General features: G+C 34.5%; 13 protein-coding genes and 1 pseudogene. 8 read left to right on the top strand and 6 right to left on the bottom strand.

The annotated features are described in order from the left end of the window. Positions 1–5: 5 nt before the first annotated feature. From DKK79_RS10305 to DKK79_RS10290, 4 genes are all read left to right on the top strand, one after another. Positions 6–665, top strand: coding sequence for an ABC transporter ATP-binding protein (locus DKK79_RS10305; protein ID WP_034883879.1), 660 nt, complete (start codon positions 6–8; stop codon positions 663–665). Between the two features lie 20 nt (positions 666–685). After that, positions 686–1,180 (top strand): DUF4418 family protein, encoded by a 495-nt coding sequence (locus DKK79_RS10300; RefSeq protein ID WP_181415294.1) that lies wholly within the window; start codon positions 686–688, stop codon positions 1,178–1,180. A 77-nt stretch (positions 1,181–1,257) separates the two neighbouring features. Next, on the top strand, positions 1,258–2,463 hold the full coding sequence (locus DKK79_RS10295) for an ABC transporter permease (RefSeq protein ID WP_110423986.1): 1,206 nt from the start codon (positions 1,258–1,260) through the stop codon (positions 2,461–2,463). After that, on the top strand, positions 2,463–3,128 hold the full coding sequence (locus DKK79_RS10290) for an ABC transporter ATP-binding protein (protein WP_110423985.1): 666 nt from the start codon (positions 2,463–2,465) through the stop codon (positions 3,126–3,128). The genes DKK79_RS10295 and DKK79_RS10290 overlap by 1 nt, the downstream gene beginning before the upstream one ends. A 25-nt stretch (positions 3,129–3,153) precedes the next feature. Here DKK79_RS10290 and DKK79_RS10285 read toward each other — a convergent pair whose 3' ends face one another. Both DKK79_RS10285 and DKK79_RS14525 read right to left on the bottom strand, forming a co-directional pair. After that, positions 3,154–3,735, bottom strand: a complete 582-nt coding sequence (locus DKK79_RS10285; protein WP_110423984.1) for a Maf family protein — start codon at positions 3,733–3,735, stop codon at positions 3,154–3,156. After that, the gene (locus tag DKK79_RS14525; protein WP_181415293.1) at positions 3,732–3,872 is read right to left on the bottom strand and encodes a hypothetical protein; all 141 of its coding nucleotides are present in this window, start codon (positions 3,870–3,872) and stop codon (positions 3,732–3,734) included. The genes DKK79_RS10285 and DKK79_RS14525 overlap by 4 nt, the downstream gene beginning before the upstream one ends. A gap of 435 nt (positions 3,873–4,307) precedes the next feature. On the opposite strand from DKK79_RS14525, the gene DKK79_RS10280 reads away from it, so the two are divergent. The 4 genes and pseudogenes from DKK79_RS10280 to DKK79_RS10260 all read left to right on the top strand — a co-directional run bounded on the left by DKK79_RS10280 (position 4,308) and on the right by DKK79_RS10260 (position 9,167). Continuing rightward, complete coding sequence (locus tag DKK79_RS10280) at positions 4,308–4,736, top strand: universal stress protein (protein ID WP_110423983.1); 429 nt, start codon at positions 4,308–4,310, stop codon at positions 4,734–4,736. 952 nt (positions 4,737–5,688) lie between these two features. Beyond that, a pseudogene (locus DKK79_RS14950) lies at positions 5,689–6,069 on the top strand (VOC family protein). A gap of 700 nt (positions 6,070–6,769) precedes the next feature. Beyond that, positions 6,770–8,140 (top strand): hypothetical protein, encoded by a 1,371-nt coding sequence (locus tag DKK79_RS10265; RefSeq protein ID WP_110423981.1) that lies wholly within the window; start codon positions 6,770–6,772, stop codon positions 8,138–8,140. 730 nt (positions 8,141–8,870) lie between these two features. Next, complete coding sequence (locus DKK79_RS10260; RefSeq protein ID WP_220019188.1) at positions 8,871–9,167, top strand: ArsR/SmtB family transcription factor; 297 nt, start codon at positions 8,871–8,873, stop codon at positions 9,165–9,167. 53 nt (positions 9,168–9,220) lie between these two features. Here DKK79_RS10260 and DKK79_RS10255 read toward each other — a convergent pair whose 3' ends face one another. From DKK79_RS10255 to DKK79_RS10240, 4 genes are all read right to left on the bottom strand, one after another. After that, entirely contained in the window at positions 9,221–10,591 is a 1,371-nt protein-coding gene (locus tag DKK79_RS10255; protein ID WP_110423979.1) for an MFS transporter, read from the bottom strand. Between the two features lie 242 nt (positions 10,592–10,833). Then, entirely contained in the window at positions 10,834–12,957 is a 2,124-nt protein-coding gene (gene rlmKL, locus DKK79_RS10250) for a bifunctional 23S rRNA (guanine(2069)-N(7))-methyltransferase RlmK/23S rRNA (guanine(2445)-N(2))-methyltransferase RlmL (protein ID WP_110424076.1), read from the bottom strand. Positions 12,958–13,344: 387 nt separating this feature from the next. Beyond that, the gene (locus DKK79_RS10245) at positions 13,345–13,989 is read right to left on the bottom strand and encodes a hypothetical protein (protein ID WP_110423978.1); all 645 of its coding nucleotides are present in this window, start codon (positions 13,987–13,989) and stop codon (positions 13,345–13,347) included. 453 nt (positions 13,990–14,442) lie between these two features. Next, positions 14,443–14,997, bottom strand: coding sequence for an MltR family transcriptional regulator (locus tag DKK79_RS10240; protein WP_110423977.1), 555 nt, complete (start codon positions 14,995–14,997; stop codon positions 14,443–14,445). Between the last annotated feature and the right edge of the window lie 6 nt (positions 14,998–15,003).

Genomic DNA, 15,003 nt, shown 5'->3' with positions numbered 1-15,003 from the left:
TAAGTATGAATATGCTCGAAGTGAATAATGTATCTAAAATCTATGGCTCATTACATGCCTTATCAGAAGTTAACCTAACAGTTGAAGAGGGCAAATGGTTATCCATCATGGGGCCATCAGGTAGTGGGAAAACCACATTAATGAATATTATCGGTTGTATGGATAAACCGTCACTCGGTTCGGTAATTTTAGATGGACAAGATATCACTCAACTTTCATTACCACAATTAACCGAAATTCGCCGTGATAAGATTGGCCTAATCTTCCAACAGTTCCACCTTGTCTCTTATTTAACTGCATTAGAAAACGTGATGGTGGCGCAATATTATCACAGCATGGTGGATGAAAAAGAAGCCCTACTGGCATTAGAACGGGTGGGGCTCGCCGCACGGGCTAAACACTTACCGCGCCAATTATCGGGTGGTGAACAGCAACGGGTCTGCATCGCTAGAGCATTAATTAACTATCCAAAACTGATTTTAGCTGATGAACCAACCGGCAATTTAGATGAAAGCAATGAAGCAATGGTCATGAACTTACTACATCAGCTTCACGCAGAAGGAAGCACAATCATCGTAGTTACGCATTCACCGGAAGTATCTAAACATGCGCAAACCACGGTGGTCCTTGAACATGGAAAAGTAGCAAGTATTATCAATAATTAATGATTAAAAGGTCTCTATTTATGAAAAATCGTATTATTACATCAGTATTGTTTATGTTAATCGGCTTACTACTTATTTTATTTCCGCTCTATATTTTACCTGTCTGCCCACTGCCAGATATACAAGCGATGCCGGCTAGCTCTGCAATGCCAGCGGAAGCCATACACGCAGCCCCAATGGTTGGTGATGGCCATATGCACAGTACGCCGGGCAAAATCATGAAATGCTTTTGGGCATCAAGGGCGGAAATTGGTATTGGTAGTTTAGTGATTGCTATTGGTTTGCTGATGTTATTTAGTCGATCACTACTTGTGCGTATGGGGTTAAGCATGGCATTAGCTTGCACCGCAGTACTAGCTGCTGCGATTCCAACCATTTTAATCGGTGTATGTGGTAACGAAATGATGCGTTGCAATATGGGGGCTAGACCGGCATTGGTTTTATTGTCCTTGGTCTTGGCGATTGTTGCTATCATCAATGTATGGTATTTAAATAAACAAGCTAAACGTTGGTAACTATTATTTGTAAATAGCATTTAGTAAAGAGCATTAACCAGCGTTAACATCCACTAGACAATAACGAGAAATAAAACATGCAAGAAATAACTATCGCGAATTTAGCATGGCGAAACATTCAACGACGACCATTTCGTAGTTGTTGTTTGATAATCATTATTATGCTTTTTTCCGCTACGCTATTTGGTGGTAGTGTGTTAATGAAAAACCTAAGCTTAGGGATTTCAGGCATGGCTAATCGTTTAGGGGCAGATATTATGGTAGTGCCTTATGGTTATGAAAAAAATCTTGAGGTGGCGTTATTACGTGGCGAACCAAGTAGTTTTTATCTGAAGGCTGACTTGATTGATAGAATCAAAGTAATCAAAGGGGTTGAAGCTGTCTCCCCCCAACTGTTTATCGCTTCGTTGAGTGCTGGTTGTTGTACGTCTAAAGTACAACTAATTGGTTTTGATCAACAAAGTGATTTTGTAATCAAGCCTTGGTTACAAACGCAGTTAAGCCAACCCTTGACCGACCAACAGGTTGTGGTGGGTAGCAAAATTACCTCAAATGTGGGTGACGAAATTAAGTTTTTTAATCATTCCTTTAAAATTGCCGCTAAAATGGATAGCACAGGGATGGGGTTTGACACTTCAGTTTTTATGACCATACCTGCCGCACAATCACTGATGAAAGCAGCCAATTTAATTGAGGGCGATACTGATCACTTTGTTAACTATGTATCATCAATTTTTGTTAAAGTCGATCCTGATTATCAACCTAAAGATGTTGTTAATCAGATGATGCCGAAATATGCCATCGACTACAATATTGATTTTGTGATGACTAAAGGCATGTTGAGTAATATCTCTAAATGGCTTAATGGCTTTTCAACCATTGTTTACAGCTTATCGGCAATATTTTGGCTGCTGGCGATTATTGTGATCTTTGTGATATTTTCTTCCTCACTTAATGAACGTAAACGCGAAATCAGCTTATTACGTATTTTAGGGGCTTCACGTAGTGATTTGGTTAAAATGTTACTGCGAGAATCACTAATCATTAGCGCCTTAGGTGGTATTGTGGGCGTTGTGATTGCCGGTGTCTTAATTTATGCCTTTAGCTTATTAATTTGCCAATCAATTGGCTTGCCATGCGTAAATATTTCCATAACAGATGGCTTAATTTATGCATTATTGGTATTTTTGCTGACGTTAATTATTGGTCCGCTGTCAAGTATCTATTCGGCATTATCATTGACTAAATTTGATACTTATCAAACATTAAGAGAGGGTGAATAATGTTATTGGAAGTCAAAAACCTTCGTAAAGATTATAAACGAGCAACGCAACAATTCTCGGCAGTAAATAATATCAGTTTTTCAATGGATCAAAACGACTTTATTAGTATCATGGGAAAATCAGGCAGTGGTAAAACCACACTACTTAATATGATTGCTGGGTTATTAACGCCAACACAAGGTAAAGTTACCATTAACGGTACTAATTTATTCGAACTCGATGATAAACAGGTATCGGCATTTCGTAATCAATACCTTGGATATATTCCACAAGGTAGTAGTTTATTACCTAACTTGACTGCACTGGAAAATATTCGCTTACCGTTTTCTCTAACTAAACGTGAAAACCAATCAAGTTTAAATTATGCGTTGCAACTGCTTGAAAAAGCTCAAATCAGTTATTTAAAGGATGCTTATCCAGCCAATATGTCGGGCGGTGAAATGCGCCGAATTGCTATTTTACGGGCGCTAATTTGCCAACCACAACTGGTGATTGCCGACGAACCAACCAGCGATCTTGACGAGGAAAGCTCTGCACAAATTATGGCGTTATTAACCGATATTCACCAACAAGGCACTGCACTGTTAATTGTTACTCATGATAATGATGTAGCAAGTTATAGCCAAAGAAGGCTAAAAATGTCTTCAGGTCGATTAATCGATTAGTTTGCACTAATGATATCTTTAGTAATTATAACAATAGTGGATTACAGCCCATATCAATCATGATTTTATTTAATTTTATCAACGGTAATCCGACTAACGAATTAATATCGTCACCTTCGAGTTTATCAAACAGCGTAATGCCTAACTCATCACATTTAAAACTACCAGCACATTGTAATGGCATCTCTTTAGCGATATAAGCTTCAATTTCTGCATCAGTTAATCGGCGAAAAGTGACCTTAAATGGTTCACAAATTGTTTGCGATTGATCGGTACGAGTATTAATCACTGTCATTCCCGTATAAAAGTAAAACGCTTTGCCACTGCTGTTTTTTAATTGTTGCTTGGCGTTTTCAATGGTATGTGGTTTACAAACAATCTGCCCATCCAAAACACCGACTTGGTCGGAGCCAATAATCAAACTATCAGGATAGTTTGCCACTAATGACTGCGCTTTAGCATTAGCCAATCGCACCACTAACTGCTTTGCACTCTCGTTTGCAAGGGGTGTTTCATCACAAATTGGTGGCACACATTCAAAAGGAATAGCTAATTTTTCCAGTACTTTTTTACGTGATAGTGATGTCGAGGCTAGGATAATTCTCATTTTAACTGTTCTCTTAAAATCCATGCGGGAAGATGAGCATTAAAACCGATATGAGCGTAATAATCAACAGTTTGTGGTGCTGCAAGTAATGCAATCGTATAGCGATTATCAATATGATTTTCGATAGTTTTTATCAATTGCTTACCAATATCTGGTTTGATACCTCCTCGTCAACTGCCAAATCAGTTAAATAAGTTATGTAAACGAAGTTATTTAAACAGCGAGCAATTGCGATTAGCTTTGAGCCATTTTATACGCTAATTACTAAATTAACATTGTTTGATACTTGAAAACGAGATTTTTCATCTATTGGTCTACGTTCACCTAACGAACAACGACGCTATAATAGCGTCGCGTGTCCTAATGTCGATTTGATATCATGGTCAGAAATAATATTTGCCATAATTGATTATTGTCATGATTTTGCAAAAAAATATTTCAATCTTTTAAATTCGCGTTAGGATATTAATATTGGATTTAATGTGAAAATAGTATCATACTAAACCAATACCATTGGTGTTTACCAGTTAGAATGATAAAGCCAAATTTTAATATTGTGTGGAGGAGTTGTTATGTACAAAAAAATATTAGTACCAATTGATGTGCTTGAAGATGCTCTAACTCAAAAAGTGATCCCTCATGTTGAGTGTTTAGCAAAATTATCCAATGCCCAAGTTATCTTCTTTCATACCTTACCAGTAGCATCAGCTATCGTAAATGCCTACTCATTTGGTTTTGATGAGTTTAAAGATCAGGCGACAGTACAAACAGAACAGTGGTTAAATAGCCTAATTGATTCAATTGATTTACCGCGGGATAGTTTATCTTTTTCAATTGCTTTTGGTAACCCAAGAGATGAGATTTTGCGTTTAACCGAAGAGATTGAGCCAGATTTGATTATTATCGGTTCAAGACGCCCTAATATCTCTACCCATTTATTGGGATCAAATGCTTCTGGTGTGGTGCGAGGAGCAAAAACATCGGTGTTAGTTGTACGTTAGTTGTACATAAATTTTAATCCATGGTGATGAATGAATAGTATGATTTTTAGGAATATTTTTTATAGTTTATTCATCTTAGTTAGTTTTTTGTAAATGCTGACGTATTTAATCGTCAGTATATTTCGACATTTACTATTTAGAATATTGGTAGTTTTGAAAACTCGTTATTTATCAAAATTACAACTAATTCAATTATTCTTCCACATGGATTTTGTAATGATAACAAATGTCCTACAGACGGTCAGGAAATACAATCTCCGGGACATCATGATATTTTTAAACTTGTTCTTGAGATATATTTATCAGGATCAAACTTTCTTCATCCAGAGTTATATGATGGTACGAATGCGATTAGGGTAGACATTTGTATTACAGATGGTCGTTGTATTCATGGAATTATGGAGAGTCTGATGATAAAGAAATGATACTTTTTTATAATAAATGAAACAAATACGAATTGGTAAAAGTGAATTATCAATTCTAGCCTATCATTATGGATAAATAGAATAAATAAAAAAATTTAAGTATTTTTTGTCCCTTTTTAGTATGCCCGTAAAATTGGGTGAGCCTATTCGTAATAATATTACAATAATGAAGTTTGATAGAGATGGTATTACTGAAATTGTTTTGAAAAATTGTCACAGTCAGATAATAAAAAAATATTTTGATTTAACTATCGAGAAAATAAACAGAGTGGGTCGCATTTCTGTATCATTATCTGAAAAAAGTTCTGAACAATCATTCAGAGTTTATATCAGGATTGATACTGATATTTTTTTATCAAAAATGGCGTTAGATAATATTCAAAAAATTTTGTCTTGTTTGATTAATTTGTTAATTTGTATATTAAGTTTAATGATAATTATTTAATCGATAAAACTATTGCAAGTCAAATAATCAATATAGTTTCAATATATACTTTTTTTAGATTAGATAGAGAGAATAGATACTGATGAAAATTAAAAATATCGATCATTTTGTCATTACTAGTCATGATCTCACTAAAAGCATTGCCTTTTAGCAAGATATATTAGGATTAAAACATATCGAACGCGACGGGCGCCATGCTTTTGTCTTTGGTAATCAAAAGATTAACATTCATGCCAAAAAAGGCGAATTTCAGCCAGCAGCATTACATCCAGAATATGGTAGCCAAGATTTTTGTTTAATAGTTGAAGACGATATTGAGAGCGTAAAAAAAGAGATTATAAAAAAAGGTTATCCAATTGTAGAAGGGATCGTTGATCGACACGGTGCTAAAGGTAATATCAAAAGTCTCTATCTAAGAGACCCAGATGGAAACCTTGTTGAACTAGCTAATTATTGCAATTAAGTTAATATTTGCCCACTTAAAGTCAGGGAAAAATTGAGAAAAGGTCTTTTTGTCGGCATCAATTTATTAAAATTTATAATTATACTAATTGGTTAAATTATTAAAACTTGATTAAATCTAAATGATATACACTATACTGCTAAAAACTTTAGTAATACACTTTTTGCTGTTAATAACGTGCTTAAAAAATCAAAATCTCGTTCTCAATAATAACCACTAATTTTAACCACTAAAACAAAATTTACCTTGTCAATACGCTATAGCTAATGATACGTAACCAAAGAAGTTATTTCCTGTTGGAATAAGGATTAAGTCATCTATTTTTTATATTCTTTTTTATTTTTCTTTACGAAAGTTAACAATTAAACTTAAAAAAATATTGCATCGTGTTTTTTCAGTCACTATAATTTTCATATCGTTTAATGCAAACGAAAATATCTAAATAATTAACATTAAATTTAAAATAAATCAAAGGTCTAATTGACAGGAACGTCGAAATGCATTATAATTTTAAACACGCAACACGCAACACGCAACCTGCCCAACCTATAATTTAATTTCGTCAAAGTTAAGTTCTCAACGTTTATTTTTCACCATAATTTATTTTTTATCGAAGTTATACATAAATTCGCGAAATTTTGCGCGATCCTTTCTTCAATCCTTTTTGTCTCGGCAGATCTTTTTAAAGTTATCGTTTAGCTTGTTGCTAATAACTTCTTATACCAGCCACGCATTAACGACTAAAACATCAAATCCTATATATGGTAATGCGCCATATTTAACGTTTGATGGAGGTCAAACTCGAGTGACTGATACTGGCGGGCTTCTTTGGATAAGCTTATCAGATGGTACTAAATATACCCCAACAACGAATAATTCAAGCCCATCAACTCCTATTAAATTGCCTGAGGATTATCAGCGTTTTACAGATATTGATATGATGGTACCAACTGATACCAACGAAATTGGTTTAAATGCTCTCATCGGTCAACCATATAATTATTGGGGTGATGATGATGGTGATGGTCGGGATCCAAGTGGTGTAATTATTACTGGAAATTTAAGTTTAACTATCTTTGATAAAAATAATCAATCTGTCGCTCGTAGCGAGATATTAGATATTTGTAAAGCACCATATAAATTAGTTTTATCGAGTACAGGAGGTTCATTAACTACTCTTTATGGTTTACCTAAAAGTAGTAGTTTTAGTCCCAGTAATGTTACTTATTTTATCAATCCTCGAACAAAAGCTACTGTCTGCTTTGCTAAACCAAATTTATATTTAAATATGGATGATTATGCTGGCCCTGCTTCTATATGGGATTCTAATAAAGGTTTTCTTACACAATCACTTTTGCCTTCTTCATATGGTTTAAATTTCCCAACTACTGGCGCTGATGGATTGGATTTTTATTTAGATATAGGTGGAATTGGTCGACTAAATTGGGAGCCAGTTTCACCTAATGGTGATATTACTGCGATTATGACATCTAATGACTCTGGTACAAGTGTTCGCGTTCTTTTGAAGGGGCCTGTAGCCAAACCTTTGCAATGGAGCACTGATGATCCAAGAAGTTTAGGAAGTATACCCAATCCGACATTACCTCAGACATTTGAGTTAGTTGGTCGAAATAGTAGTGGTGATGCAGTCGTAAAATATGGTTTTCAGTTAAAGCAATGGTTTGTCAACCGTGGTATTTCTTATTACAGTTTATCTAGCACATCATCTTGGTGTGCTAATATTGGATACCGTATACCTAATGTAAAGGATTTAACTAACGCTTCCTGTCAAGGAGTTAATTCGAGTCCTCTCTGTGAAGGTTCAGTCGGTGCTACACCTTCATCACCTAATGATTTTTATCGACGCCACATTGGAGCAGGTTTTTTTACGGAGTGGGGTTATATGTACAACTATGCTGGCGCCAACTTTAATGCCAGTGGGCCCCCAGGCGCCGGATATTGGACGATTGATACGATGCATGATAGCATTTTTGTCGTTGGCTCAAATGATGGTCACATTGGTGGTAATAGCCTTGACGGCATAGGTAGCGGACTTTGTGTCTATCCTTAAATCCTATTCCTTAGTTCTGGCTAGAGAAGAATAGAAGGTTAAAATATAATTAATTCGCTAGGGAATAGTTGCTTTGAAAAGGCAATGACTTTGACGATGTGACAAGTTAAAGCGATTTTCGGTGTAACAACTAGTTAATTATCCACCCCAACTGGGGCGGGTTTATTTTTGAGGAATAAGCTCAATGGCGTAAAAAATTTGAGAAATATTTTTTATTCGGGTGTAAATTTATTAAAATTTATATTTATGCTAATCGTCCCAATAGTGGCGTATTTATTTTGTTGAGTGGTATTTTTTACAGTAAAAAACTTTCGAAACTAGTTTTTCACGGTGTAAATTTATTAAATTTTATAATTGTTTCAATTGTCTATATTTTTAAAACTTGCTTGAAAAAATCAAATTTATGCCAGAAAATTTATCCGCATTTTGCTCCTCCGCTAACGTAGTGACTGCATGCTCACCTTAACCTATCGTTTGGTGTTAATGTAACGATCTGTTTCAGCTTATCAAATATCAGGCCTGTTTCTAAGTCGTTACTAATTTTACCAAACCAGTAACTAACGCTCATCCAACTTAATTGAAAACATAAACATTTTTATTTCCAATAGATTGAGTTTATTTTTGTGATACAAAAAACGTTCCATATAAAAGTTGAAGTATCAGTTTTTTAGGTGAATAAATTCACCACATGTTATAATCATGTTTAATTATAATTAACTCTGTAAATATGATGAATATTAGTACAATTGATAACCAATTAAATGAAAAAATGGTGCTTATTTTTAAAGCATTATCTGATCCGGTTAGAATAGAAATAATTAAATATTTAAAAAGTATAGGAACAGAGGTTATCTGTGGTGAAATTGGTCAAGCAGTTGGTATTAGTAAACCCTCAGGAACTTATCATTTTAGGTTATTACAACAAGCAGAATTAATTAACGTAAGAAAAAGTGCTAGGGAAAAATATGTATGGCTTAATAAATCAACATTTGATAAATATGTTACCGGGTTTTTTGATAATCTTTAAAATACTCAAATATTGATTTATTGTTGAATTTATCGCTTTGATTTTATCAAATATTATTTTTTATCCCTTGCTGTTAACCTTATTGAAAAAACTATTCCTAATAATGATATCAGACCAGACGTAATAATAACTGCATCAAATCCTTCGGCAAAAGCTGTTGAATTAGTGGTTCCGCCGAAAATATTGAATACAATTACGCATATTGTGGTACCTATTGCGCCACCAAATAAGCGAAATATATTGTATATTCCAGATGCTTTCCCTAAATATATTGGTTCGACAGCGCTTAACACCGCTTTTTGCAGAGCCGGTCCTGCCATCGAAAGTCCCATACCAGCGATCATTAAAGGTATTGCCATTGCTATATATGAATCAGTTGCATTAAATAAAAAAATAATTAATAGATAACCGATCCCCTGTAAGAATAATCCTAATGTTGCAATAATCCTTTCGCCAAATCTATCTACAGCACTGCCTGCAAAAGGTGCGATAACGACTAATGTTGCTGTCCAAGGTAATAATTGTAATCCCGCCACTAGTGGATTAACGTTTTCTATTACTAAAAAAAATTGTGGCAAAAAGAATAACACGCCAAACATCGAGGCATATAATAAAAAAGTCGCAATGTTACCATTAGTGAATACCTTGGTGCGAAATAGTCTTAAAGGAATCATAGGGGTAGAACTTATTTTTTGCCTAACAATAAATAAAATAGCTAGTGCGAGGCTAGATAATCCGGTAATAATCGTTATAACGTGTGTGGTATTTGTGGTTATGGTGGATAATGACCATATTACCCCGGCAGAAGAGATGGCAATAAGCAGAATATCAGTAAAGTTCAACTTATCATCCTTACCTTTACTTTCAGGTAATAAATTATGAGCAAAATAGATTGTTATTATTCCAATAGGCAAATTAATCCAAAATATCCATTGCCATGATAAAGTTGCGACAATAAATCCGCCTAAAACTGGCCCAACAATTAGTGCCAAACCACCAATGCCACTCCATATTCCTAAAGCTTTTCCACGTATATCAACGGGTAATGAATGTGTTAGAATTGCCATGGACATTGGCGTCATAACACAAGCACCAACAGCCTGTATCATTCGAGATATAATTAATAAGGTAATACTAGTCGATAAAGCACAAAATATAGAAGCAATAGTGAAAATGGCAATACCAATCAGATAGACTTTTTTTCTGCCTATTTTTTCGCCCAGTGATACACCAACCAGTAGTAATGCCGCTATGGTTATATTATAAATGTTCAACAACCACTGTAATAAATTTACCGATATTTGAAAATCATTTCTTATGGCGGTAGTAGCTGTGGTAACTATCATTGAATCGATCATTGACATGAAAAATCCTAAAGAAGTTAAAATAATGATAGCTGATGAATTAACCTTTCTTTCTTGCATATTGTCAACCTCCTGCTTGGCTATATTGGGCAAAATAATTTCCTTAATTTAGTTTTTTTAATCTATTAGGCTATATGGTATCTAACTTATTTGAGTTTACAGTTTAATAGTTCATTAGTTATTTAACTATTTTACCATTTAAATAAATAAAAACAAACCGAATAACCGATAGCTAATTGCTAAGATAAATTTGATTCAATTATTATTGAAGATGCAAGAATTTACCGCCTTTCGGCGGTATTTTATGCTTGATGTTTAACGATGAAGCAGCAGTGGATCTGTTTATTGCGTTTAAAATCGAGTGATAAGGTTTTATCGGTGATATCTTGAAATATCAACCCCAGTTTTTGCATACCGTCGCTATCCATTTTGAAGCCTCGTTTATTGTTTGAGAAGACAATCACACCGTTTGGTCTCAATAATCGCTTTAAATCATCCATTAATTTAAGATGATCACGCTGAACATCAAAGGTATAATTCATCCGTTTAGAGTTGGAAAATGTTGGAGGATCGATAAAAATCAAATCAAATTGTTCATCTGCCTGTGATAAATAGAGCAAGCAGTCGGCTTGAATCAATCGGTGTTTTTTTCCGGTTAAGCCATTTTGTTTTAAATTACGATCAGCCCACTCTAAATAGGTGCGTGACATATCAACGGTCGTGGTTGATTTTGCGCCACCAAGACCGGCATAAACGGTTGCGCTACCTGTGTAGGCAAATAGATTTAAAAAGTCTTTACCCGCGCTCATTTGAGCGATCATTTTTCTGGCTAAGCGGTGATCCAAAAATAAACCGGTATCTAAATAATCGACCACATTAACCCAAAACTGCGTTTTGTGCTGATTAATAGGATATTCATGGACTAAGAAGTAATCCTGTTTTTGCCCGAGTTTTTGATATTGTTGTTTGCCTTTTTGCTTTTCGCGAGTTTTTAGTACCAATTGGTCGGCAGTTAATTCCAGTACCGACATAGTGGCATTAATAATATCAAATAGTCGTTGTCGCGTTTTTTGCGGATCAATATTTTTTGGCGCGGCATATTCTTGTATCACAATTTTGTCTTTATAACGATCGATGGCCACGTTATATTCAGGTAAATCTGCATCGTAAAGGCGATAACATTCAAGTTGTTCTTGGCTTGCCCATTTTGCAAATCTTTGGCAATTTTTACGTAGGCGATTGGCAAAATCGGCTGCGGGTAAATTTGGTGACGTAACCGACTTATCGACTTGACGATCAGCAATGGTATAATTTTTTTGTACACAATCTAAAGGGCCATTTTTGGCTTTAAACTGTTTGTCAGCTCGCATTTGCAAACAATCTAACAGTTGTGGCGCACCACTAAATAGCGATAGTCGCCACCCAGCAAATTGTTGCTTAATTTGATGACCAAGTGCAGAGTGCAGGGCAACCAATGCAGGTTCACTTTCTAATCGTTCACCATAAGGCGGATTGCTGATGATCATACCATGTATCTGGTGCTCAAATGGATTAGTTAATTGAGTCACATCCTGCACAGCAAAAGTAATTAAATCACCGACTCCAGCTTGGATAGCATTTTGCTTGGCACGCTCTAACACCGCAGGGCTATTGTCATAACCAATGAAAGGCGTTGTCGCTTTTTTTACGTTGTGCTTGGCCGCGAAGAGTAACTCATTCCAAAGTGTTGGATTAAAACCTTGCCAAGCAAAAAATCCCCACTGTTTACGTAGAAGCCCCGGTGGAATGTTAGACGCCATCATTGCAGCTTCAATTAGTAAGGTTCCTGAACCACACATTGGATCGATAAGAGGTTCATCTGTTTGCCAGCCAGAGCGGCGAATAATTGCTGCAGCTAAGTTCTCTTTTAATGGTGCTTGGCCTGTTTGTTGACGATAGCCACGTTGGTGCAGGCTTTCACCACTTAAATCTAATGATAATGAGACGCGATTTTTGTTGAGATAAGCATGTAAACGCACATCAGGATGTTGCTTAGCAACATTTGGGCGTTCATTGGTTTGTCGCATAAAGTGATCAACAATAGCATCTTTGATTTTAAGTGCGCCATATTGACTGTTGCGAATAAAGTCATTAACACCAACAAAGTTAATCATAAATGAGTTATCAACCGCGAAAATATCGCTCCATTTGATATTCATTACACATGAATAGAGATCTAAATCGCTATAAATATCAAACTCAGCAATCGGCAATAAAATCCGAGAAGCTAAACGAGACCACAATAGTGATTGGTACATGGTTGATGGGTCAGCATCGTAATAGACACCACCTTGGGTTACTTTACAATTCACTGCCCCAATATTTTCTAACTCTTGTTTTAATAACTCTTCAAGCCCGCGAGATGTGCTGGCAAATAGCGTTTTCATGCATAATCCACTTAACAATAAAATTGCTGGCATTATACCGACTAATTGCAATGGTGGGAAATGATCACCTTAAACAATATGTAATCAAATAAAAAATAAACAATATAAAAAAATGACAAATAGTTTTATTGCAGGAAGAAATCAAACAATCATTAAATCAATTTTTTGATAACTTTATGTTATATCGCGAATTTGACATTTTCACTTTATAAATTTAAATCTTAAAACACTTAAAATGATAAGTGAGATAAGATTAATCTGTTACTTGTTTCTTTCTCGCTTTTATTACATACCATTTTAAATGAGATAGATAGATTCAAACTTGATAATTACTATCATTCTGGCAATTTTAAAACCTTTGGCTATCAACTAAAAATAAAAAGTTTGTTAATAGTCATCTAAGTTTTCAATACTAACAATAGGAGGTTTGGGCGGAATAATAATTCTATGCTTTATCAATATGTTGCAAATAAAAAAGACAACGATTGATATAACACCAGAAATAATGAATATCATGTGATGAGATGAATTAAATGTTACGTAATTTTTAAATGTCATAAACGAATCAAGTTGATAATAGTAACATATAACAATAAAACCAATTATCCATGATATCATTGAAATATAGCAGCTTTTTAACTGGGATAAAAGTTCGGTGTAACTCTCCCATGAACGATAAGGTTGTTGTTGTAAGGAAATGATTTCTTGTTCAGATATAATTTTCATCGGTGTATATTTATCTATTATAGCGCATATTTCTTTACCTTTATTGCTCCGTTTACTATAAGAACCATCCTTATTTATTGATATATTTTGTTTTGCAGCCATTAAATGAGCTTCGTCTATCTTATTATTAATAATGAGTAAATTATGAAGAGTAGTTTTAAATTGTTGTTTTTCTGATGGATCTAACCAAAAGTCAGAAATACTTTTAGGTTTTGGTTGATATTTATTTATTTTAAATGAAGTATAAATACCATAAAAGATAATTACTAAAGGCGATAAAATTAAAATTGCGGCAATACATAACAATATAATTAATAACGCGCCACCAGCATCAGAATTTTTTTTCTAGCCATTATTATTCCTTGAAAGTTATTTGGGGATTTTAAAATCCACTATTGCAATGAGTAAAAATCATAAAACTTATCTTTGATTTATTATTGATATGATTGTTATTTGGTATAAATTATTATCTTATTACTTATATTTTAACCTCGAGAATCATAAGTCATAGATAATAACGGTAACTAGCTATCACCGCAAGAAGGAAAAATGTACAAATATATTTTGATAAAATTAGCTTTTAAGAGATAGGTAAATATCCTCAAATTAGCAAAATACGTTGAAAATTTTGCAAGAAAGTTGAAAAGTGCGCTTTTAAGTTCTTTAGTATTTTCTTAAATTTCCGGATATCCATTATCCACCATATTATTTTTAGTAGAAGTTAATAGCGATATTACCTTAGTTTATCAATAACTAAGACTATTCGGGAAAATAATCAATTTCCTGTTTATTCACAATTCGTAAGGTTAAGTCCGTGATGGCGATAATTAATGCCGAGCGGATCATCTGTTGATAACGGTTTTGATACATTGACGATTTTAAAGTATCAACAATACCATTTTCTTGAAGGTTATTTGGAGGATAATTCCAGTTAGGCGGGAGTATCATATCATGCAATAAGCTGATAGGTCCTAAAATTTCGTCATCCAGATAGGTATAATTTTTATCGTCTTGTTCTAGCTCGTCAAAAATAGCCATTAACAATTCAATATCTTCATAATCTTCACGGGTAATAATTCCTAGCGCATAAAGTAATTTTAAGCAGACCGAGGTGTCATTAAGTGGGCCGTTTTTGCCCACTAATGATGGAATGACAAACTTGATGGCATGAGGCTCTTTACGAAAAACTTTTAGAATTAGTTGATTTACGCTGTCATTAATTAGTTTGATAGCAACCTTCAGCAAGCCGTGGATATCAGCTTGCTGATTGAGTTTTTCTAGTATGGTATCTTCTGCTAATGTCTGCTTTGGCATTGTCAC

This window comes from Gilliamella apicola (assembly GCF_003202915.1).
Taxonomy (GTDB): Bacteria; Pseudomonadota; Gammaproteobacteria; order Enterobacterales; family Orbaceae; genus Gilliamella; species Gilliamella apicola_Q.
The sequence above is the reverse complement of the archived record's forward strand: the minus strand, read 5'-3'. Positions and strand labels throughout refer to the sequence as shown.

Excerpts from the sequence above, each read along its gene's own strand:
- DKK79_RS10305 (WP_034883879.1), top strand. The coding sequence starts at position 6 with ATGAATATGCTCGAAGTGAATAATGTATCTAAAATCTATGGCTCATTA.
- DKK79_RS10300 (WP_181415294.1), top strand. The coding sequence starts at position 686 with ATGAAAAATCGTATTATTACATCAGTATTGTTTATGTTAATCGGCTTA.
- DKK79_RS10295 (WP_110423986.1), top strand. The coding sequence starts at position 1,258 with ATGCAAGAAATAACTATCGCGAATTTAGCATGGCGAAACATTCAACGA.
- DKK79_RS10290 (WP_110423985.1), top strand. The coding sequence starts at position 2,463 with ATGTTATTGGAAGTCAAAAACCTTCGTAAAGATTATAAACGAGCAACG.
- DKK79_RS10285 (WP_110423984.1), bottom strand. The coding sequence starts at position 3,735 with ATGAGAATTATCCTAGCCTCGACATCACTATCACGTAAAAAAGTACTG.
- DKK79_RS10280 (WP_110423983.1), top strand. The coding sequence starts at position 4,308 with ATGTACAAAAAAATATTAGTACCAATTGATGTGCTTGAAGATGCTCTA.
- DKK79_RS10260 (WP_220019188.1), top strand. The coding sequence starts at position 8,871 with ATGAATATTAGTACAATTGATAACCAATTAAATGAAAAAATGGTGCTT.
- DKK79_RS10255 (WP_110423979.1), bottom strand. The coding sequence starts at position 10,591 with ATGCAAGAAAGAAAGGTTAATTCATCAGCTATCATTATTTTAACTTCT.
- rlmKL (WP_110424076.1), bottom strand. The coding sequence starts at position 12,957 with ATGAAAACGCTATTTGCCAGCACATCTCGCGGGCTTGAAGAGTTATTA.
- DKK79_RS10240 (WP_110423977.1), bottom strand. The coding sequence starts at position 14,997 with ATGCCAAAGCAGACATTAGCAGAAGATACCATACTAGAAAAACTCAAT.